The sequence below is a fragment of the Burkholderia mycopellens genome (assembly GCF_964265025.1).
In the GTDB taxonomy this organism is placed as follows: domain Bacteria; phylum Pseudomonadota; class Gammaproteobacteria; order Burkholderiales; family Burkholderiaceae; genus Burkholderia.
In genome coordinates, this window is record NZ_OZ183804.1 from 107,390 (window position 1) to 128,687 (window position 21,298).

The following is a 21,298-nucleotide window of genomic DNA, read 5'->3' on the forward strand; positions in this document are numbered from 1 at the left end:
CGGTTATTCGACTTCGCGGCGGGCGAGATCGCGCAGATCCGCCGCCGCCTCGTCGAGCACGGGCTCCCAGTCGGCGAAGGTCCGTTGCCGGTACAGCGACGCGCCCGGATAGAACAGGCTGTCGCGCCGGTCGTGCTGCCAGACCCAGTGCGGGTTCGCATCGAGCAGCACCCACGTGGGCTGGCCGAGCGCGCCGCTCAGGTGCGCGACCGACGTGCACACGGTGATCACGAGATCGAGCGCGCCGATGAACGCGGCGGTGTCGTCGAACGTGTTCCATTCGTGCGTCATGTCCGCCACGTCGAAGCCGGCCGCGCGCGCTGCCTCGATGTCGTGTTGCGCACCCGGCTGCAGCGAGTAGAACGCGACGTCCTGCTGCAAGTTGCCGAATGCGTCCGCGTAGCGTTCGAGCCCGACCCGGCGGAAGCGGTTGCGCTGGTGCGTGAGGCTGCCGGTCCAGGCGAGGCCGACCTTCATCCGTCGCTCGCCGGCGAGCGCCCTGCGCCATGCGTCGGTGGCCGCGGCGTCCGCATGGAGATAGGGCACGGACGTGGCGAGCGCGTCGGCGTCGAGGCCGAGCATCCACGGAATGCTCATCAGCGGCAGTTCGTAGTCGTGGCCGGGCAGGCGTTCGATCTGGATGCCGGCGTCGAGAATGTCGACGTGATGGCCGAGGCTGCGCGCGATCAGCGCCTTCAGCTTCGGAAACACGTTCCACACGATGCGACCGCCTTCCCGATGCACGCGCTCCGCGAGCAGCGGCACGTAGCGGCTGAACTGCAGCACGTCGCCGAGCCCTTGTTCGCCCCAGACGAGCAGCGTTTTGCCGGCGAGCGATTCGCCGCGCCAGCGCGGCTGCGCGAATTCGGGCAGCTTGCCGCGCAGCTCGCCCGCGCCGCTCCAGCGGGTTTCGTAATCGGCCCAGCCCGACGCGAACTCGCCGCGCGCGAGGCGCAGCAGCGACAGGTTGTAGCGGCGTGCCGGGTTGTGCGGATCGAGCGCGCAGGTGTGCAGCGCATATCGCTCGGCGTCGCCCCACTCCTGCGCCTCCTTGAACATCGTGACCGCGTTGTTCGTCGCGAGCGGGTTGTCCGGCGCGAGCCACACGGCACGCGTGGCCGCGCGTCGCGCGCCGTCCAGGTCGAACCGGTCGAGACGCGTGATCACCGCATTCGTCCAGGCCCGGGCGTCTTTCGGATCGTCGTCGAGCGCGCCTTCGATGAACGCGTGTTCCTCGTCGGGATCGCCGCCCGACAGGCGGATCGCGAGCGCGAGATTGTTCTTCAGCGACGGCCACGCGGGCGCCAGGTCGAGCGTCTTGCGGTACGGCGCGATCGCTTCCGCGTGACGGCCGGCCACCTGGAGCGCGTAACCGTAGTTGAACGCCGCCGCCGGCGACGCCGGATACATCCGCCAGTGCTCGGCAGCAAGCTCGACGGCGCGCGTGAGGTCGCCGCGATCGATCAGCGCCTGCGTGGTGTCGGCGACGGATGCATCGAGCTTGCCGGGCGCCGCTTGCGCGCCGGTCGATGCGGCCTGAATGGCATCGTCGTGGTTGTCCCGCAGATGCGGGCGGTCGGCGAGAGGGGGCATGTCGTGCGTCGTGATCTGCATGTGAAATCGCTCCGGGAAACCGTTCGCGCATCGGCGCGGCGACCGGTTGCATCGTCAATCGGGAAAGGGGCGCCGAACGTTCGTGTCGAGACGTTCCGGACGCGAAGGCGTCGGGCGTCATGCCGGTTGCGGCGGAAAGCCAGGCGCCGTGATGGGTTCCACTTTAAGCACGCGCGGTCGGCAACTGAATCGGACCAGTCCTAAAAGGGCATCACACGATGCGTCACGGGGGCTGCCCACCGGGCGGGGCGGCGTGTTACCGCCCTGTCTACGGCGCATGCGTCGCCTTTGTTCGAGGCCGCGCCGCCGCGGCGGCCCGGGTCCGCCGGTATAGGCCGGGTCCGATTCCGCCGTGCCGCCCGCGGACAATAAGACCCGTCCGATAGAGATTCGCGTCCAACTCGCCTGTAATACGCAGCATCCGCCGATATCGATCGGCATGAATCTGGCGATGGAGGACAGTCGATGAGTGATGCAGATAATCTGGTGAAAGGCGCGGTGGTCAGCATGATCGCGAGTTCGGCGACCGTCGCGCTCGTGTATTTCGTGATCGAAACCGGCACGCGATGGAATGCGGGCGGCCTGTCGGTCACGCTGGTCACGGCGTTGCTGATGGCGTTCGTGCTGCTCGTGCCGCCGGTGTTCGCCGCATGGCGCAATCGGGTGGATGCGATCGATCCGTTCTTCGAGCCGGCCGCGTTGAAGCCGACCCTGCAAGGCCGCGCGGTGGGCATCGTGCTCGGCATCGTGTTCGGGATCTCGGTCGTGACGGGCTGGCAATGATGGCGACGAACATGCCCGCCTCGCTTGCCGGAGAGCTGGCCGTGCGCCCGACCGTCCAGGTCATTTCGCTGCGCCGCAGCCACGCGCGCCAGCGCGCGTTCCGCGCCAACAATCCCCATCTGGATTTCGCGTTCGTCGATGCGATCGACGGGCGTGCGCTGTCGGATGACGATCTCGCGGCATCCGGCCTGTTCGGGCCCGGGCTGCCGTACACGCCCGGCGCGTTCGGCATCGCGATGACCACGCACCGCCTGTGGACCGATATCGCGTCCGGCAGCGAGCTCGTGACGATCGCCGAAGACGATGCGATCTTCCGGCCGGACTTCCACGACGCCACGCGGCAATTCCTGCGCGACAACCCCGGGCGTCACGATTTCGTCGCGTGGGGCTACAACTTCGATTCGATCCTGCGCGGGTCGATCTTCAACAGCCGCACGCCGGTGACGATGCGCTTCGACGAGGCGGCGCTCGCCGATGCGATCGGCGATTTCCAGAGCGACCGCGGCCCGGTGCTTGTGATGAACCTGCTCGAGTTCTACGGGATCTGCGCGTACACGATCTCGCCGGCCGGCGCGCGTTTCCTGCTCGATCGCTGTTTTCCGCTGGAACCCGAGGTGCTGTATTCGCACGGACTGGGCCGCATGATGCCGAACTGCGGCATCGACGTCGTGATGAACAAGTTCTACGGCGCGATGCGCAGCGCGGCCACGTTTCCGCCGCTCGCCGTGACGATGAATGCGCGCGAGACGTCGACGATCCAGGTCTGATCGCGTGAAACGACGAACCGACCGCGCAAGCGGCGATTCGGCAATCGGTGTGTGTATCAGGCGCGAGGCGGTCGGGCGATCCCACGGGTGAGCCGCTGCCGGTGACGACGGCAGCGGCTATTTTGCGGATTCAACGCGGATGACGGAACGCGTTGGCAGACTTCCGACGTTTGGAAAGCAGAGATCGTTGCTTGATCATGCGGAACACGTCAGAGATCCGCTTGACTGATTGCAGAATCAGCCTGTTCCGATTGGCTGTGACAATCGTCCACGTTAAATGGAAGGAGTGGGGCGCCGAAGCCGCTTAGGTGCCGACCGTTCGGCCAGGCCGCAGTCGTGATTTTCTTGATGGCACCGACGCCTGACACTGCCTTAAGCGCGCCGGCGCGCTTAAGGCTGCTACCCCTTCCTTATCGGGCTACACCCGCTGTCAGACCGACACCGTGATACCCGCCGGGCCCGATTCCCCCACGGGCCGCACCACGATTTCCACATGCTGGCCAAATGCCGCCAGCATCACCATCAGATGATCCAGCGTAACGTTCCGGAGCCGCTCGCGCTGCTCGGGCGTGACCGCCGCCCGGACCATTTCCGCGAGCGCCGCAGCCTCGTCCTCACTCAGACCGCGCGTGGCGATCAATGCGTTGAGTTTCAGCACGAGTGCAGACTTGGCCGCCAGTTCCCCGACGTCGTAGTAGTCGAAATCGTCCGGCACGTTGTCGGCGTCGTGATGCTGATTGTCGTGACTCATTGTGCTTCCCCCGTGATCACCGAGAACTGCCGCTGCCGCCGCTCCGTCGCGGGTTCGACAGCGGGGAATCCATGCTTCCCGACCTTCCCGACAGGATCGCTGCCCGCGGCGTCGATCGGCGTGATCACCAGCCGCTGGTGCGACACCTCGATCTGCAGGCGCTGCTCGGGCTCGAAGCCCGCTGCCTCGATCCACCGGCCGGACAGCTTCATCCACAGATGCAGGACAGGTGGCGCCATATCGGTGAGCCTCAGGTGCGGGACGATGCGGCGAGATTGAGACGATGTCTCAGTGTTGACGAAACAGTCTTGGAAAATAAATGGTGCGCTATGATTCGCGTCAGCCATGGTCAACTCCGTGGTTGAGTTGGTTGTGGTCAGCGGCCTGCGGGTGCTCCTACATCTGCAGGCCGCGCTCGTTTACGCGTTGGATTCCGATCGTCACTTCGTCACATGCGTGGCGTGGCGACATGACCTGAACCTCCTTGCGAAAACGTGCAACCACTGTAGCCAAGTTCGAACGGTTTCGGGTGATGGTTATTTGCGTTTCTGCAGAACTGGCCATCAGGCCTATGGCTCGGATGCTTGCTGGTCAACGCTTTCGCGGCGCTTGCGTCGGCTGGCCGCATCGTCGATTCATCGCCAATATGTTGAAAAGCGTGTCGGTCGATCGCTTCGAGACACCTGTGGCACACCTCACGACGCGCTCATTCGCCGCTCATCATGACGATGAATGCACGCGAGACGCCGACGATCCAGGCGTGACTGCGCGAAACGACGAACCGGCCGCCATCCGTCAACGAATGGCGGTTGATTGACGGGAAAAAATCCGAGCGCAAATCGGTTCAGTCCTATTGGATACGGCATCCCGTGACGGTAAGCTTGGTTTGCGCGGCACCGTGACGCATATTCGACGGCGGTCGTTGGGCCCGGCCGTAATGCGCGCTACGTCGGTTGTAGCACTACTCCTCACGCTGCCTCATGCGAGCGTCGAACACCGGCCCGCGGTTGCCGCGCACTTCCTTCCTTCGTCATCCGGACGAACCGAAGCGAACCGAATGCCCGCTTCGCTCTCCCTCCATGCTCACTGCTTCGTTGCCGCCGCCATCGCGAGCGGATCGGCACGCGGCTCCGTGCCTGCTTCGGCACGCCGCGCGAGCGCGCTTTCGGCGCGGCTTCGGTACTGCTCGAACTCCCGCGCGAACGCCACCGCGTCGCCGGCCAGCGCCAGCGCTTCCAGCGACGCGCACAGGCCCGACACGTCGCGCTCGCCGATCATCGCGAACGCGCCGCGCATGCTGTGGATCTCCGCGCGGGCGGCCTTCAGGTCGCCGTATTCGAGCGCCCGCGCGATCGCCGCATTGGCCCGATGCGTCGCATCGGCCAGCGCCGCACGCAGGTCGCGCGGCAGCGGCCCGCGCGTGCTGGCCGGCGCCGGCAGCAGTGCGCGGCCCGGCCGCCACGGGCCCGTGTATTTCGCGATCGCCTGTTCGAGCGAACGCAGCGACGTCGGCTTCGTGACGATCTCGTCGATGCCCGCTTCCTTCGACAGCCGCATCTCGTCCGGCTCCGCATGCGCGGTCACGGCCAGGATCGGCAGTGCGCGGCCGCGCTCGCGCAGCATCCGCGCGAGCGCATAGCCGTCGAGGCCCGGCATGTTGAGGTCGGTCATCACGATCGCGTAGTCGTGCCGCTCGACGAGATCGAGCGCCTCCGCGACGCTCGACGCCACGTCGGCGCGATAGCCGAGCACGTCGAGCTGGTCGTGCACGAGCGAGCGGTTGACCGGGTTGTCGTCGACGAACAGCACGCGCAGGTCGGGCGTATCGCCGCCGGCCGGCGCGGGCTGCATTCCGTGCTGAGGGTCGAGCGGCAGCGGCAGCGACACGACGAAGGTCGAGCCGACGTTCGGCACGCTGTCCACGGCGATGCGCCCGCCCATCGATTCCGCGAGCCGGTTGCTCAACGGCAGGCCGATGCCCGTGCCGCCGAAGCGGCGCGCGATCGATTCGTCGGCCTGCGCGAACGGCTCGAACACGTGTTCGAGTTGCGCGGCCGTCATGCCGATGCCGGAATCGCTGACGCGGATCATCACCGGCGTGCCGTCGGCCACGGGCGCCGTCACGGAGAGCGCGACCGTGCCGCGATCGGTGAACTTGATCGCGTTGCTGACCAGGTTGACGACGATCTGCCGCACCCGCAGCGGATCGCCCACGTACGGCCGCTCGGCCTGCGCATCGACGTCGACGCGCAGCGCCACGCCTTTCGCGCGCGCGATCGGCTCGAACAGCTCGACGATGTCGCGCGCCAGCTCGTCGATGCGGAAGCTGGTCGCTTCGAGTGTCATCCGGTCGGCTTCGATCTTGGTCATGTCGAGCACGTTGTTCAGCATGTCGAGCAGCATCCGCGCGGCCGACGTGACCGCGTGCAGCCGCGACTTCTCGCGATTGCGGTCGGGCGCCTTGTCGAGCAGTTCGAGATTGCCGAGCATCGCGTTCAGCGGCGTGCGGATCTCGTGGCTGATCGTCGCGAGGAACGTCGATTTCGCGCGGTTCGCGCTGTCGAGCGCGCGCTCGGTGTCGGCGCGCGTCGTGATGTCGGAGAAGCCGCACAGCAGCGTGTCCTTGCCGCGGTAGCGCACGCGCACGAAGTTGACGAGCAGGTCGCGCGCGCGGCCGTCGTCGAGCGTCACGGGGAATTCCACGTCGAGCTGCACCGGCGCGCCGTCGGCGCCTTGCCGGTAGCGCGCGAGCAGGCGCTCGTGCAGCGGCGGCTCGCCGGCCGCGCTTTCGTACAGCTCGTGCATCCGGTTGCGCAGCAGCACCGTGTCGCTGTCGAGCGACACGAGCACGATGCCGAACGGCGAGGTCGCGATGATCGCGCGGCTCATCTCGTCGGTTTCGAACACGCGGCGCGAGCGGCGGAACACCGGCGCGAACACCTTCAGGTCGAATGCGATCACGAGCGCCCACAGCACGGCGAGGATCAGCGCGGCCACGCCGAATTCGCGCACGATCGTCGGCCAGATCGCGATCGCGATCGTGCGCCACGAATACGCATAGACGATCGCGAAGCCCGTGTCGGCGATCCGGTCGCTGATCGTGAACACGCCGTGCAGATAGCTTTCGTCGAAGCGGTCGAGGCCGCGCCGCCACGCGTTCTCGGCGAGCGCGTGGCGCATCAGCGCGGTGCCGTCGATCGACGCGCGCGTGCGGTCCTCGTCCAGCAGCACGCGGCCGGCCTGGTCGACCAGCATCACCACAGCGTCTTCCGGCGCCTGCTTCAGCCGGTCGTCGAGCACGTTCACGTCGAGGTCGCTGACGAAGGTCATGAAATGCCGCGGGCCGTCGAACGCCGGTTCGACGAGGCGAAACACCTTCTTGCCGGTGAGCGGATCGATCGCGGGCGGCTCCCACGCGATGCGGCGCGTCGCGCGCCAGTAGCGCGCGACGGCCGGGTTCGACCAGTCTGCGATGTTGAACGCGAGGCGATCGATCAGTGCGCGCGTGTCGGCCACGCCGATGTGCTCCAGCACGTCGCGATACGGCATCGACGGCGGCGGCGTGATCGCGAGCACGTTGCGGTCGGGGCTGTACGCGTAGCCCGACAGCGGCATCCCCGATTGCCGCTCGGCGGCCGCCACCGAGATCGTCAGGCGCTCCATCAGCTGCACGTATTTGTCGGCGTCGCCGCCGGTCAGTGCTTCAGGCGTTGTGGCCACGAAGATGTCGCTCACGTTGCGCAACGGCGACAGCACGACGTGGCCGTCGCGCGCGAGCGCCTCGGCCGCGCTGTGCGAATGGTGCGGGTGGCTGTTCCACAGCAGCTCTGCGTTGATCACCGAGCGCCGCACCGACGCCTGTTTCGCATCGATCTCCAGTTCGACGAGCGCCTTGTGCGTGGTGAACAGCTCGCGCCGCTTGGCGATGTAGTCGCGCACCGAGCCGTCGAGCAGCACGCTCGTCGCGAACAGGATCACGAACGACAGCACGGCCGCGCCGCCGTACAGCGTGAAGCGCTGGTAGCGGTGCAGCAGGCTCAGGTCGCGCGCCTCGCCGTCGATCGACGCGAACGGCGCGTTGGCATCCACCGGGGACGCGAACAGGTTTCGGATAGGCATGGGACGAATACCGTGAAATCAATGCGCAAATCGTGGGCCGCGCGCGATACGGACGGCGGGAGCCATTCGTGAATCGCGACGCGTAGCGATATCCGTAAGCCGTGTGGGATGGCAGGCGATTGCACTGCCGGCTCGGGGAACGAGCCAATTATCAAGATGGCGGGGGCACCGGTATGTAGGGCAGTCCGAAGCAATACGTCTGGAGCGGTAGGACTGGTCCTAGTTTCGATGCGAGCCCGCGCGCTGCGTTTATACGGTGCGAGCGGCGCGCATGTCAAACGTTCGTGTGTTTCGGGAGCGAGTCGTGACGCGTTTTCCTCGCGAAAGTGTCAGGCATCGTCATATTCGGACCAGTCCGAAGAAATAAGTTTTGCCGCGTATGGCTGTCTGATTATCGAACGCACTTGTAAAAAATATATTGGCTCACGTAGCTCAAATCTCGTCTCACACTTTCGTAAAGAGGCAATCGACGTGAACAAAACTTACCGAACCGTCTGGAATCCGAAGACAGGTACATGGGTCGCAGCGGCCGAAACGGTGCGTGCGCGCAAGAAATCGAACTCGACGATGCGTTCGTCGGTATCGGCCGCGGTTGCGGTCATGGCGGGTGTCGGCGGCGTCGGGTTCATGATCGACGCGGATGCGCAGACGGCGAACGGGAATGGTGCGCTGAACCTGTGCGGGGGAGCGAACGGGGCGGTTGGCCATACGATCGGCTACGCCTCTTACACGACGAACGCAAATTGTGCGGCGATCGGCACCAACAATCCAACCTACGGAGGGCATGCGCCGTCTTTTGTGCTGGGAAATGGTGGTGACATGTACGGAGCATCCGGGCCCGGCTGGACGCCTAGCACTGCATCGGTGGCGGGCAGCCGGGACGGTCATTTGATGATTTACGGTGCCAATGGCGTTCATATCACGGGCACAACGGATTTTGCCAATACCGTCAGCATGACGAACAACCGCATCCAGAACCTGGCCGCCGGTACGGCAGGCACGGACGCGGTCAACTTGAACCAGTTGAATGCTGCGATCGCTGCGACGGATAACGCCTATGTGGCCTTCAGCACCGGAACGTATGCAGCCAATGCGGCCGCAACCGTTGGGAACAATAGCGCGACGGCCATCGGTCCGAATGCGAGCGCCACGGGAATATCGGCTGTCGCGCTCGGCGGCAATACGGTAGCAAGCGCGCAAAATGCGGTGGCGCTCGGTACGCTCGCGCGAGCGACCGGATTGGAAACAACGGCTGTTGGCGTGGGCGCTGCCGCCACCGGCGCGTCAGCGACGGCTTTGGGGCGTGGCGCAGCGGCGACCGGCACCAACTCCACGGCGCTTGGGACATTCGCATCGGCGATTGGTACCGGCAACCTGGCGGTGGGCGGCGGAGCCGCCGTCGCGCAGACCGGTCGTTTTGTTCCGACGAACATGATTGCGATCGGAACGGGCGCCAGGGCAATCGACGGCGACGTGACGGGCGCGAACGGTTCGATCGCGATCGGCAACAGTGCAACGGCTGCCGGTACCGGTTCGATCGTGATCGGTACGAACGCGCGGCATTCGGGCTCTTCCGCGACGGTTCTCGGCGGCGAAGCAAGCGCGATGGGTGGCGGAGGCGGGGTCGCGGTGGGTTACGGCGCGATGGCTTCGGGAAGCTCTGGTGTTTCGCTCGGTACCAACTCGACGGCCAGCGCGGCTTCGTCCATCGCATTGGGCACGAACAGTGTGGCGAATCGCGCCAATGCGGTGTCTGTCGGATCGGCGGCGCAGCAGCGTCAGATCACGAACGTGGCTGCCGGGACGGAGGGTACGGACGCCGTTAACGTGAATCAGCTGAACGCCGCGATCGCGGCTACCGACGATCCGTACATAAACGTCAGATCAGGGACGTACGCCCCGGCGGTAGCGGCGCAGGCAGGCAATAGCGCGACTGCTATCGGCGCGAATGCGAGCGGCACCGGGACTTCGGCCGTTGCGCTCGGTGGCAGTTCGCTGGCATCCGCGGATAATGCGGTGGCGCTCGGCACGCGTGCGGAAGCGACAGGCATTAACTCCATTGCGGCAGGTGTGAATTCGCACGCCAACGCGAACAATACGGTGGCACTCGGCTCTCTGGCCGTTGCTGGCGCGACCAATGCCACTGCGGTGGGCAATGCTGCCAATGCATCGGCCCTGAACACGGTCGCGCTCGGCCAAAGGGCGTCTGCCAGCGGCACGGGCGGGATTGCGCTCGGGGCCACCAGTGTTGCGAGCGGCAACAACGGCACGGCAATCGGTATCGGTGCAACGGCAGCCGGTAGCGGTGACCTCGCGTTCGGTTTCAATGCAGTGGCGAATCATGGGTCCGCCACCGACGGCCGGAGCGGGATCGCAATTGGTGCGTTGGCAAATGCGACTGGCCCGGGCGCGCTCGCGCTCGGCGGGGCGAATACCGCCAGTGGTACGAACTCGGCGGCCTTGGGGGTTTACAGCTTGGCGACCGGCGCGAACAGCGTAGCGCTGGGCGCGAGTAGCGTGGCAACGGCCGACAATACGGTTTCCGTCGGCTCGGACTCGCTGAAGCGCAAGATCGCGAACGTCGCGGCCGGTACGCAAGACTACGACGCGGTGAACGTCGCCCAACTGAACGCGGCCATCGCGACTGTCGACGGCAACAGCCCGTACTTCAAGGCGAACGGCGCAGGCGACGGCAGCGATGCTGCAAGTGCCACGGGCGCCGGTTCGGTTGCCATCGGCTCGAACGCGAAAACGTTCGTGGCCGGCGGCGTCGCGATCGGCAGTAGCGCTACGGCAGGCATGGCCAACAGCATTGCAATCGGCAATGACGTGATTGCTGCGCAGGATGGCGTGGCAATCGGCCAGGGTGCACGTGCGCAAAATGCGAACGCAACGGCTATCGGTACGAAATCGGCGGCTGGCCTGAACGGCACATCGCTCGGCACTAACGCGCATGCCGTTGCGGACGCAGTTGCGTTGGGCGTTAATGCAACTGCGGCCGGCGGCAATTCGGTCGCGTTGGGTAACGGATCGATCGCTGCGTCCAACACCGTATCGGTTGGCAGCGTCGGCAACGAACGCAAGATCACCAACGTCGCGGACGGTACGCTGTCGGGCACGAGCACGGACACCGTGAACGGTTCGCAACTGTTCGCGACGAACACGCGCGTCGGTTCGCTGGAGGATTCACTGAAGGGTGGCGGTGTGATCGACCCAGATACGGGCGAATCGTTGGCGGTGGTGTACGACACTACGGCGAAGGACAAGGTGACGCTGGGCGGCGGCACGGACGGCACGACGCTTGCGAACGTGAAGGCCGGCGTTGCCGACAAGGACGCAGTGAACGTGAGCCAGCTGAAGGGCTCGGGCCTGATCGGCGACGATGGCAAGGCGATTGCGGCGGTGACGTACGACCGTAATACGGACGGCACGACGAACTATGGTTCGGTGACGCTGGGCGACGGCACGAACCCGACGCAACTGAAGCACGTGGCGGATGGCGTGGATCGTCAAGACGCGGTGAACCTGGGTCAGTTGCAGGATTCGGGCCTGGTCGCACCGGTCGATCCGAAGAACCCGGGTGCGGGCGTGACGTCGCTCGCGGTGACGTACGGCACGAACGCGGACGGTTCGGCGAACTTCGACGAAGTGAAGCTGAAGGGGGCTGACGGCACAACGCTGTCGAACGTGAAGGCCGGCGTCGACGACAAGGACGCGGTGAACGTGAACCAGCTGAAGGGTTCGGGCCTGATCGGCGACGACGGCAAGGCGATTGCCGCGGTCACGTACGACCGTAACACGGACGGCACGGCGAACTACAACGCAGTGACGCTGGGCGGCGGCAATTCGACCGGCCCGGTGAAGGTATCGAACGTTGCCGCGGGTGTCGCGGCGACCGATGCGGTCAACGTGCAGCAGTTGCAGCAGAGCGTGGCGAACGGTAACCCGTATATCGGCGGGCGCGGCACGGGTGTCGCCGCGCAGGCGACGGGCCTCAACGCCATCGCACTGGGCCTCGGCTCGGTCGCGGACGAGATCCGCACCGTTTCCGTCGGTAATAGCGCAACGGGCCTGCAACGTCGAATCACGAACGTGCAGAACGGCGAAGCCGACAGCGATGCGGCGACCCTCGGCCAGGTCAACGACTTGCTGGGTGTCTCGTCGACGAACACGCAGGCGGCCATCGACAACGTCAACACGACGACCAAGCAAGCGATCCAGGACGTGAACAGCCGACTGGACGCGATCGGCACGCTCGCGGGCACGGATCCGTATGTTCAGGTCGACGGCCTTGGCGACGGCAGCGACAACGCATTTGTTCGTCCGGGCACGTTCGGCGTGGCGATTGGCGCGGAAGCCAGCGCGACCGGCGATACGTCGATCGCAATCGGCGCACAGTCGATCGCGACGGGTTCCGGTGCGGTCGCGCTCGGCGCGGGTGCATCGGCAGCGGCTACGGGCGCGGTCGCATTGGGACACGGCTCGGCGTCCGGTACGAACGCACTCGCGTTGGGCAACGGCACGGGCGCTACGGGCAACAACGCTATCGCCGCGGGCTTCAACGCACGAGCCGCGGGCGTCAACGCCATTGCACTCGGTAATACGGCGCGGGCCAATGCGTCCGATTCCCTGGCATTCGGCACGACCGCGCAGGTTGACCCGCTCGCCACGAACTCGATCGCCATCGGCCGTCAGGCCAACGTCACAAGCACGGCGTTGAACTCGGTCGCGCTGGGCTCCAACTCGGTGGCGGATCGACTGAACTCGATCTCGGTGGGCTCGACGGGGCAGCAGCGTCAGATCATTTATGTCGCGCGCGGTACGGAAAATACGGATGCGGTGAACGTGAGCCAGTTGAAGGACGCCGTGGCAGCCTTCGGCGGCAATGCAGCGGTCGGCGCGGACGGTTCCATCACGAATCCGACGTACACCATCGGCGGCACCACCTATCGCAATGTGGGCGATGCGCTGAATGCGCTGTCCAACCTGGGCGGTGGCACGAATCCGCTGGCGGTGACCTACGGCGTGAATGGCGACGGTACGCCGAACTTCGAAGTGGTCACGCTGAAGGGCACGGATGGCACGACGCTGTCGAACGTGAAGGCGGGTGTTGCCGACACGGACGCGGTGAACGTGAGCCAGCTGAAGGACTCGGGGCTGATCGGCGATGACGGCAAGGCGATTGCTGCGGTGACTTACGATCGTAACGCGGACGGCACGCCGAACCTCGGTTCGGTCACGCTGGGTGGCGGCACGGACGGCACGACGTTGTCGAACGTAAAGGCAGGCGTTGCGGACAAGGATGCGGTGAACGTGAGCCAGCTGAAGGGCTCGGGCCTGATCGGCGATGACGGCAAGGCGATTGCTGCAGTGACGTACGACCGCAACGCAGACGGCACGCCGAACCTCGGTTCGGTCACGCTGGCCGGCGGCACGGACGGCACGATCCTGTCGAACGTGAAGGCCGGCGTTGCGGACAAGGATGCGGTGAACGTGAGCCAGCTGAAGGGCTCGGGTTTGATTGGCGACGACGGCAAGGCGATCGCTGCGGTGACGTACGACCGTAATACGGACGGTACGCCGAACTACGGTTCGGTCACGCTGGGCGACGGTACGAACCCGACGCAACTGAAGCATGTCGCGGATGCGACGGACGACGGCGACGCGCTGAACCTCGGCCAGCTGAAAAACTCGGGCCTGGTGGGCGACGACGGCAAGGGCAACCTGACGTCGTTGGCGGTGACGTACGACAGCGCGACAAAGGATACGGTCACGCTGGGTGGCGGCACTGACGGCACAACCCTGTCGAACGTAAAGGCGGGTGTTGCTGACAAGGACGCGGTGAACGTGAGCCAGCTGAAGGACTCGGGCCTGATCGGTGATGACGGCAAGGCGATTGCCGCGGTGACTTACGACCGTAATACGGACGGCACGCCGAACCTCGGTTCGGTCACGCTGGGTGGCGGCACGGACGGCACGACGCTGTCGAACGTGAAGGCGGGTGTTGCCGACAAGGACGCGGTGAACGTGAGCCAGCTGAAGGGCTCGGGCCTGATCGGTGACGACGGCAAGGCGATTGCTGCAGTGACGTACGACCGTAACGCGGACGGCACGCCGAACCTTGGTTCGGTCACGCTGGGCGGCGGCACGGACGGCACGACGCTGGCAAACGTGAAGGCCGGTGTTGCCGACAAGGACGCAGTGAACGTGAGCCAGCTGAAGGGCTCGGGCCTGATCGGCGACGACGGCAAGGCGATCGCCGCGGTGACGTACGACCGTAACTCGGACGGCACGCCGAACTATGGTTCGGTGACGCTGGGTAACGGCACGAACCCTACGCAACTGAAGCACGTGGCGGACGCAACCGACGACGGCGACGCGCTGAACCTCGGCCAGCTGAAGAGCTCGGGCCTGGTGGGCGACGACGGCAACGGCAACCTGACGTCGCTGGCGGTGACGTACGACAGCGCGACGAAGGACAAGGTCACGCTGGGCGGCGGCACGGACGGCACGACGCTGTCGAACGTGAAGGCGGGTGTTGCCGACAAGGACGCGGTGAACGTGAGCCAGCTGAAGGGCTCGGGCCTGATCGGCGACGACGGCAAGGCGATTGCTGCGGTGACGTACGACCGTAACGCAGACGGCACGCCGAACTACGGTTCGGTGACGCTGGGCGACGGTACGAACCCGACGCAGCTGAAGCACGTAGCGAACGGTACGGATCGTCAAGACGCGGTGAACCTGGGTCAGCTGCAGGATTCGGGCCTCGTTGCGCCGGTCGATCCGACGAATCCGGGTGCGGGTCTGACGTCGCTGGCGGTGACGTACGGCACGAACACCGACGGTTCGGCGAACTTCGACGAAGTGAAGCTGAAGGGTACGAACGGCACGACGCTCGCCAACGTGAAGGCCGGTATTGCCGATACGGACGCAGTGAACGTGAGCCAGCTGAAGGGCTCGGGCCTGATCGGTGACGACGGCAAGTCGATCGCCGCAGTGACGTACGACCGTAACACGGACGGCACGCCGAACTATGGTTCGGTGACGCTGGGTAACGGTACGAATCCGACGCAACTGAAGCACGTGGCGGACGCAACCGACGACGGCGACGCACTGAACCTCGGCCAGCTGAAGAGCTCGGGTCTGGTGGGTGACGACGGCAACGGCAATCTGACGTCGTTGGCGGTGACGTACGACAGCGCGACGAAGGACACGGTCACGCTGGGCGGCGGCACGGACGGCACGACGCTGTCGAATGTGAAGGCAGGCGTTGCGGACAAGGACGCGGTGAACGTGAGCCAACTGAAGGGCTCGGGCCTGATCGGCGACGACGGCAAGTCGATTGCCGCGGTGACGTACGACCGTAACGCGGATGGCACGCCGAACCTCGGTTCGGTGACGCTGGGCGACGGTACGAACCCGACGCAGCTGAAGCACGTGGCGAACGGTACGGATCGTCAAGACGCGGTGAACCTGGGTCAGTTGCAGGATTCGGGCCTCGTTGCGCCGGTCGATCCGACGAACCCGGGTGCAGGCCTGGCATCGCTCGCGGTGACGTACAGCAAGAACGCGGACGATTCGGCGAACTTCGACGAAGTGAAGCTGAAGGGCACGGACGGCACGACGCTTGCGAACGTGAAGGCCGGCGTTGCGGACAAGGACGCGGTGAACGTGAGCCAGCTGAAGGGCTCGGGCCTGATCGGCGACGACGGGAAGGCGATCGCCGCGGTGACGTACGACCGTAATACGGACGGCACGCCGAACTACGGTTCGGTGACGCTGGGTAACGGCACGAACCCGACGCAACTGAAGCACGTGGCGGATGCAACCGACGACGGCGACGCACTGAACCTCGGCCAACTGAAGAGTTCGGGCCTGGTGGGCGACGACGGCAACGGCAACCTGACGTCGTTGGCAGTGACGTACGACAGCGCGACGAAGGACAAGGTCACGCTGGGTGGCGGCACGAACGGCACGACGCTCGCAAACGTGAAGGCGGGTGTTGCCGACACGGATGCAGTGAACGTGAGCCAGTTGAAGGGCTCGGGCCTGATCGGCGACGATGGCCAGGCGATCGCTGCGGTCACATACAACCGCAACGCGGACGGCACGCCGAACTACAACGCGGTGACGCTGGGCGGTGGCAAGTCGACCGGCCCGGTGACGCTGTCGAACGTGGCGGATGGCGTGGATCGTCATGACGCGGTGAACCTGGGTCAGTTGCAGGACTCGGGCCTCGTTGCGCCGGTCGATCCGACCAATCCGGGCGCAGGCCTGACGTCGCTGGCGGTGACGTACGGCAAGAACGCCGACGGCTCGGCGAACTTCGATGAGGTCAAGCTGAAGGGTACGAACGGCACGACGCTCGCAAACGTGAAGGCGGGTGTTGCCGACACGGATGCAGTGAACGTGAGCCAGCTGAAGGGCTCGGGCCTGATCGGCGACGACGGCAAGTCGATCGCCGCAGTGACGTACGACCGTAATACGGACGGCACGCCGAACTACAACACGGTGACGCTGGGCGGTGGCAAGTCGGCCGGCCCGGTGACGCTGTCGAACGTGGCGGATGGCGTGGATCGTCATGACGCGGTGAACGTCGGTCAGCTGAAGGATTCGGGCCTGGTTGCGCCGGTCGATCCGACCAATCCGGGTGCAGGCCTGATGTCGCTGGCGGTGACGTACGGCACGAACGACGATGGTTCGGCGAACTTCGACGAAGTGAAGCTGAGGGGCACGGACGGCACGACGCTGACGAACGTGAAGGCGGGTGCGGTGAACACGGCCAGCACGGACGCGGTGAACGGCTCGCAGCTGTATGGCGTGTCGAAGAGCGTCGCGGATTCGCTGGGTGGCGGCTCGACCGTCGACGCCAGTGGCAACGTGACGGCGCCGACCTACTCGCTGACCGATCCGGCGGATGTCACGGCGAAGGCCGACTACCGCAACGTCGGCGACGCACTGGACAACCTGGATGGTCGTGTCGTGACCAACACGAAGAACATCACGTTGATCAACAACCAGCTTGCCGATTCGGGGCTGGTGGATCCGGTGACCGGTCAATCGATCGCCGCGGTGACTTACGACCGCAACGCGGACGGCACGCCGAACTACAACGCGGTGACGCTGGGCGGCGGCAAGTCGGCCGGCCCGGTGCAGGTGAAGAACGTCGCGGCCGGTACGGACGACACCGATGCGGTGAACGTGGCCCAGCTGAAGGGCGCGGGCCTCGTCGCGCCGGTCGATCCGACGAACCCGGGTTCGGGCCTGACGTCGCTGGCAGTGACGTACAGCACGAACGATGACGAATCGGCGAACTTCAACGAAGTCAAGTTGAAGGGCACGAACGGCACGACGATCACGAACGTGGCGGCGGGTGCGGTGAGCGCGACCAGCACGGACGCGATCAACGGCTCGCAACTGCATGGCACCGCGCAGAGCGTGGCGGAAACGATCGGTGGCGGCACGACGGTCGACGCGAACGGCGCGCTCGCGAACACGGCGATCGAAGTGAACGGCCAGAAGTACTCGACCGTGGCGGAAGCCGTGCAAGCGGCGGCGGCCTATGGCGCGACCGATTCGCTCGCGGTGCGTTACGACCTGAACCGCGACGGCACGCCGAACTACGGTTCGGTGACCCTCGGTGGGTCGGGCGCGGCACCGGTGCGGCTGACGAACGTCGCGGACGGCGCAAGCCGGTACGACGCCGTGAACTACGGGCAGTTGACCGAGCTGAGCGACCGGTTCAGCGGCCTCGACGACCGTGTCGGCGCACTCGAGCAGAACCCCGGCAGCGGCGGTGGCAACGGCGGCGGTTCGGGCGATAGCCCGTACTTCGGCGCGACCGACCAGACCGCGGGCGGCTCGTTGGCGGCGAACGCCGGCACCGGCACCGGCAACGTGGCAGCGGGCTCCGGCGCGTCGACCATCGGCACCGGCGTGAACAACGGCACGGCGATCGGCTCCGGTTCGACGGTGGGTGCAGCCGGCGGCACGGCGATCGGCTCGGGTTCGGCTGCGAACGGCGAGAACGCGACGGCGATCGGCCAGGGCTCGAACGCAACCGGCAGCGGTTCGGTGGCGATCGGCTCGGGCTCCGTGGCGAACGAAGCGAACACCGTCTCGTTCGGCAACGGCACCGACACCGGCAACCGCCGCATCGTGAACATCGCCGACGGCGTGGGCGCGAACGACGCCGCGACGAAGGGTCAGCTCGATCGCGCGGTCGGCGGTCTGGGGAGCCAGATCAACGACGTGTCGAAGAACGCGTACTCGGGTATTGCGGCAGCCACTGCGCTGACGATGATTCCGGGCGTGGATCCGGGCAAGACGCTGTCGTTCGGTGTCGGCGGCGCGACCTACAAGGGCTATCAGGCAGTGGCGTTCGGCGGCGAAGCCCGCATCACGCAGAACCTGAAGATGAAGGCCGGCGTGGGTCTGTCGAGCGGCGGCAACACGGTTGGCGTGGGTGCGTCGTACCAGTGGTAATGCGCGGGGCGGGGCCATGCGCCCCGCCCGTGCAACGCCGTTCCGATCTTTCAACCCTCTCATACAAGCGCGTCCGCCTGCGGGCGGACGCCCATTCAAGACCATGACTTCAAAGCTTTTGCGCGTCGCGTCGATCGGCGCGTTCGCGATGGTGCTCGGTGCGTGTACGACGCAATCGGGGCTCACTTACGACATTCGCGCGGTATCGATTCCGGGCAAGCCGGACAACGTGTTCCGCGTGAGCTGCGACGGGCTGCTCGGCAGCGCCAATGCGTGTGCGCGCGCGGCGGAAGAGTTCTGCCAGGGCAAGGGCTTCACGCCGCTCGAGATGATCGACCGCGTGTACAGCCGTGCGCCGATGAAGGACCCGCGCGAAATCACGTTCATGTGCGGCAAGCCGCAGCCGGTCGTGCAGCCTGCACCGGCACCGGCCCCGCAGCCTGCGCCGCAACCGGTTCCGCAACGCCAGGTGCTGCTGCAGGGCGACGCGAATTTCGCGACCGACAGCGCGGCGCTCACGTCGCAGGCCCGCAACGACCTCGATCGCTTCATCGCGGCCAACCGCGGCGTGGAATTCGCGCGCGTCGCGATCACCGGCTTCACCGATTCGACGGGCAGCGCCGCGCATAACCGCACGCTGTCGGAAGCGCGGGCGCGCACCGTGGTGAACTACCTGCGCTCGAACGGTCTGCAGGCCCGCTCGTTCTCCGCCGAGGGCCTCGGCGCGGCCGACCCCGTGGCATCCAATGCGACGGCCGACGGCCGCGCGCAGAACCGCCGCGTCGAGATCCGCCTGGACGTGAAATGACGCGTTGACGTATCGCGGCGCCGGTTCGCCGGCGCCGCCAGGGCCTTCGTCGGTCACGAGCCGATGGAGGAACGGGGCGCAATCGACCGCCGCACCCCGTTGTCCCGGCAGGCATGCCAAGCCGCCCGCTCCGATCGAGCCGGCGGCTTTTTCCTTTTGCGGCGCGCGTTGTGGCGGCCGCTCCCGTCCGATCCTTGTCTGATCGCCCCGGTTTCATGCGAAACTAGCGCCCAATTACGATCCAGAAAGAACGGCGCGCATGCGCCGTCGCCGGCAATCGGGCGGCCGTTCGGCCCCCCGCGACAGCGGTGAATACTCGGACGACTATGGGAAGCTATCAGATACGTGTGGTACTGGCCGACGACCATCCGGCAACGCTCGTCGGCGTCCAGCATGGGCTGTCGTCGGTGCCGACGATCCGGCTCGCCGGCACGGCCGGCAATTCGACCGAGCTGATCGCGCTGCTCGATGCAGGTGCGTGCGACGTCCTGGTGTCCGACTACGCGATGCCCGGCAACGCGCACGGCGACGGCATCGCGCTGTTTTCCTACCTGCAACGCAATTACCCGGCCGTGAAGCTGGTCGTGCTGACCATGCTCGACAACGCGGCGGTGGTCGGCGCGCTGGTGCGGCTCGGTATCGCGTGCATCGTCAGCAAGTCGGATGCGATCGACCACCTGATTCCGGCCGTGCATGCGGCCGCGACGGGCGGCACCTACTATTCGCCGTCGGTGGAGAAGGTCGTGCGCACGCTGTCCGCGCATTCGAGCGCGCGGATCGTCGACCAGGCGCCGAGCCTGAGCAGCCGCGAGATCGAGGTCGTGCGGCTGTATGCGCAGGGGATGACCGTCAACGAGATCGCCGAGCAACTGAGCCGCAGCAAGAAGACGATCAGCACGCAGAAGGCGCGCGCGATGCAGAAGCTCGGTGTGGAAAAGGATATCGACCTGCTGCGCTACGCGATGGAGCACGGGATCGTCGCGGCGTCCGGCGGTGAGGGCAAGCCGGCGGAGCAGGCAGGGGAAGGGGACGGGCACACCGATCCGGCCTGACCGGCGGGCCGGTCAGGATCGGGTGCCGGATCGTTCGTCCGGGCGGCCGGCCGTGGGCCGGCGTCGTCGTCGTGGCGTCAGCGCGGGGTTTCGTCGATGGCCGGCAGCGGCGTCGCATAACCGTAGTCGGACACCAGCCCGCACGCGATCGCGTAGCGGACGAGATCGACGTCGCGCTCGATGCCCAGTTTCTGCATCGCCGAACTCTTCTGCGTGCTGATCGTCTTCTTGCTGCGGCTCAATTGCTCGGCGATGTCGTTGACCGACAGGCCCGACGCGAACAGGCGGATCACTTCCAGCTCGCGCGCGGACAGCGCCGGCGCCTTGCCGCCCGTGTTGCCGGCGGCCCGCAGGATGCGGTCCATCGATGGCGACAGGTAGCGGCCGTTCGTATAGGCCGCGTGAATCGCCATCGTCAGGTGGCTCGTCATGTCGGACTTGCTGACCACGCATGCGATGCCGAGGTCGAGCAGCGCGCGCAGCGCCACCGCGTTCTCCATCATCGTCATCACGACGATGCGCAGATTCGGGTAACGCTTCAGGATCGCGGAGAACATCGCGAGGCCGTCGCCGTATTCGGTGCCCGGCATCGCGTAGTCGGACACGAGCACGTCGCACGGATGGCTCGCGAGGGTTTCCATCAGTTCGGTCGAGTTGTTGGCGCTTGCGACCACCGAGAGCGTATTCGTCGCGGACAGTTCGTAGCGCGCGCCGATGACCACCGCCGGATGGTCGTCGGCGATCACGATGCGGATGGGGAAGTTTCCTGGCATGTCGGTTGTACCTGCATGTTGCGCCGCGCGACGGGTGCCGTGCGGCGGAGGTCGGCACGAATGCATGAGCGTCCGGCGTGCAAGCAGGCCGGACGCGATGTCGTCGCGCCGACGGCCGGTGGCGGCTCGTTCGGAACCGTCACTGG

The 21,298-nt window shown here is 66.2% G+C and carries 11 protein-coding genes and 1 pseudogene; 7 read left to right on the top strand and 5 right to left on the bottom strand.

The window, feature by feature from the left end; all coding sequences use genetic code 11:
• Nucleotides 1–3: 3 nt before the first annotated feature.
• On the bottom strand, nucleotides 4–1,614 hold the full coding sequence (locus ACPTTC_RS34490; protein WP_423395841.1) for a hypothetical protein: 1,611 nt from the start codon (nucleotides 1,612–1,614) through the stop codon (nucleotides 4–6).
• 465 nt (nucleotides 1,615–2,079) lie between these two features.
• Between ACPTTC_RS34490 and ACPTTC_RS34495 the strand changes: the two genes are divergently transcribed.
• Together ACPTTC_RS34495 and ACPTTC_RS34500 are read left to right on the top strand one after the other, a co-directional pair.
• Nucleotides 2,080–2,397, top strand: coding sequence for a hypothetical protein (locus tag ACPTTC_RS34495; RefSeq protein ID WP_423395842.1), 318 nt, complete (start codon nucleotides 2,080–2,082; stop codon nucleotides 2,395–2,397).
• Between the two features lie 11 nt (nucleotides 2,398–2,408).
• Nucleotides 2,409–3,164 (top strand): glycosyltransferase family 25 protein, encoded by a 756-nt coding sequence (locus ACPTTC_RS34500; RefSeq protein ID WP_423395843.1) that lies wholly within the window; start codon nucleotides 2,409–2,411, stop codon nucleotides 3,162–3,164.
• 430 nt (nucleotides 3,165–3,594) lie between these two features.
• Here ACPTTC_RS34500 and ACPTTC_RS34505 read toward each other — a convergent pair whose 3' ends face one another.
• Together ACPTTC_RS34505 and ACPTTC_RS34510 are read right to left on the bottom strand one after the other, a co-directional pair.
• The gene (locus tag ACPTTC_RS34505) at nucleotides 3,595–3,915 is read right to left on the bottom strand and encodes a helix-turn-helix domain-containing protein (RefSeq protein ID WP_226201531.1); all 321 of its coding nucleotides are present in this window, start codon (nucleotides 3,913–3,915) and stop codon (nucleotides 3,595–3,597) included.
• Nucleotides 3,912–4,262, bottom strand: a complete 351-nt coding sequence (locus tag ACPTTC_RS34510; protein ID WP_423395844.1) for a SymE family type I addiction module toxin — start codon at nucleotides 4,260–4,262, stop codon at nucleotides 3,912–3,914. Before ACPTTC_RS34510 ends, ACPTTC_RS34505 begins: the two co-directional genes overlap by 4 nt.
• A gap of 137 nt (nucleotides 4,263–4,399) precedes the next feature.
• Between ACPTTC_RS34510 and ACPTTC_RS34515 the strand changes: the two genes are divergently transcribed.
• The gene (locus ACPTTC_RS34515) at nucleotides 4,400–4,732 is read left to right on the top strand and encodes a hypothetical protein (RefSeq protein ID WP_423395845.1); all 333 of its coding nucleotides are present in this window, start codon (nucleotides 4,400–4,402) and stop codon (nucleotides 4,730–4,732) included.
• A 266-nt stretch (nucleotides 4,733–4,998) separates the two neighbouring features.
• Here the strand turns inward: ACPTTC_RS34515 and ACPTTC_RS34520 are convergent, their stop codons facing one another.
• Nucleotides 4,999–8,034 (bottom strand): ATP-binding protein, encoded by a 3,036-nt coding sequence (locus ACPTTC_RS34520; protein WP_423395846.1) that lies wholly within the window; start codon nucleotides 8,032–8,034, stop codon nucleotides 4,999–5,001.
• Between the two features lie 228 nt (nucleotides 8,035–8,262).
• On the opposite strand from ACPTTC_RS34520, the pseudogene ACPTTC_RS34525 reads away from it, so the two are divergent.
• The 4 genes and pseudogenes from ACPTTC_RS34525 to ACPTTC_RS34540 all read left to right on the top strand — a co-directional run.
• Nucleotides 8,263–10,470: pseudogene (locus ACPTTC_RS34525) on the top strand (ESPR-type extended signal peptide-containing protein); the annotation flags it as partial.
• 39 nt (nucleotides 10,471–10,509) lie between these two features.
• Nucleotides 10,510–18,519, top strand: coding sequence for a beta strand repeat-containing protein (locus ACPTTC_RS34530; protein ID WP_423396557.1), 8,010 nt, complete (start codon nucleotides 10,510–10,512; stop codon nucleotides 18,517–18,519).
• A 103-nt stretch (nucleotides 18,520–18,622) separates the two neighbouring features.
• On the top strand, nucleotides 18,623–19,327 hold the full coding sequence (locus tag ACPTTC_RS34535) for an OmpA family protein (protein WP_423395847.1): 705 nt from the start codon (nucleotides 18,623–18,625) through the stop codon (nucleotides 19,325–19,327).
• A 326-nt stretch (nucleotides 19,328–19,653) separates the two neighbouring features.
• Nucleotides 19,654–20,379: a LuxR C-terminal-related transcriptional regulator gene (locus ACPTTC_RS34540; RefSeq protein WP_423395848.1), complete on the top strand. Its 726-nt coding sequence runs from the start codon at nucleotides 19,654–19,656 to the stop codon at nucleotides 20,377–20,379.
• 77 nt (nucleotides 20,380–20,456) lie between these two features.
• Here the strand turns inward: ACPTTC_RS34540 and ACPTTC_RS34545 are convergent, their stop codons facing one another.
• Complete coding sequence (locus ACPTTC_RS34545) at nucleotides 20,457–21,152, bottom strand: response regulator (RefSeq protein ID WP_423395849.1); 696 nt, start codon at nucleotides 21,150–21,152, stop codon at nucleotides 20,457–20,459.
• Between the last annotated feature and the right edge of the window lie 146 nt (nucleotides 21,153–21,298).

What these genes read in the sequence shown, in the direction of transcription:
- ACPTTC_RS34490 (WP_423395841.1), bottom strand. Translation starts at nt 1,614, where the DNA reads ATGCAGATCACGACGCACGACATGCCCCCTCTCGCCGACCGCCCGCAT.
- ACPTTC_RS34495 (WP_423395842.1), top strand. Translation starts at nt 2,080, where the DNA reads ATGAGTGATGCAGATAATCTGGTGAAAGGCGCGGTGGTCAGCATGATC.
- ACPTTC_RS34500 (WP_423395843.1), top strand. Translation starts at nt 2,409, where the DNA reads ATGCCCGCCTCGCTTGCCGGAGAGCTGGCCGTGCGCCCGACCGTCCAG.
- ACPTTC_RS34505 (WP_226201531.1), bottom strand. Translation starts at nt 3,915, where the DNA reads ATGAGTCACGACAATCAGCATCACGACGCCGACAACGTGCCGGACGAT.
- ACPTTC_RS34510 (WP_423395844.1), bottom strand. Translation starts at nt 4,262, where the DNA reads ATGGCTGACGCGAATCATAGCGCACCATTTATTTTCCAAGACTGTTTC.
- ACPTTC_RS34520 (WP_423395846.1), bottom strand. Translation starts at nt 8,034, where the DNA reads ATGCCTATCCGAAACCTGTTCGCGTCCCCGGTGGATGCCAACGCGCCG.
- ACPTTC_RS34535 (WP_423395847.1), top strand. Translation starts at nt 18,623, where the DNA reads ATGACTTCAAAGCTTTTGCGCGTCGCGTCGATCGGCGCGTTCGCGATG.
- ACPTTC_RS34540 (WP_423395848.1), top strand. Translation starts at nt 19,654, where the DNA reads ATGGGAAGCTATCAGATACGTGTGGTACTGGCCGACGACCATCCGGCA.
- ACPTTC_RS34545 (WP_423395849.1), bottom strand. Translation starts at nt 21,152, where the DNA reads ATGCCAGGAAACTTCCCCATCCGCATCGTGATCGCCGACGACCATCCG.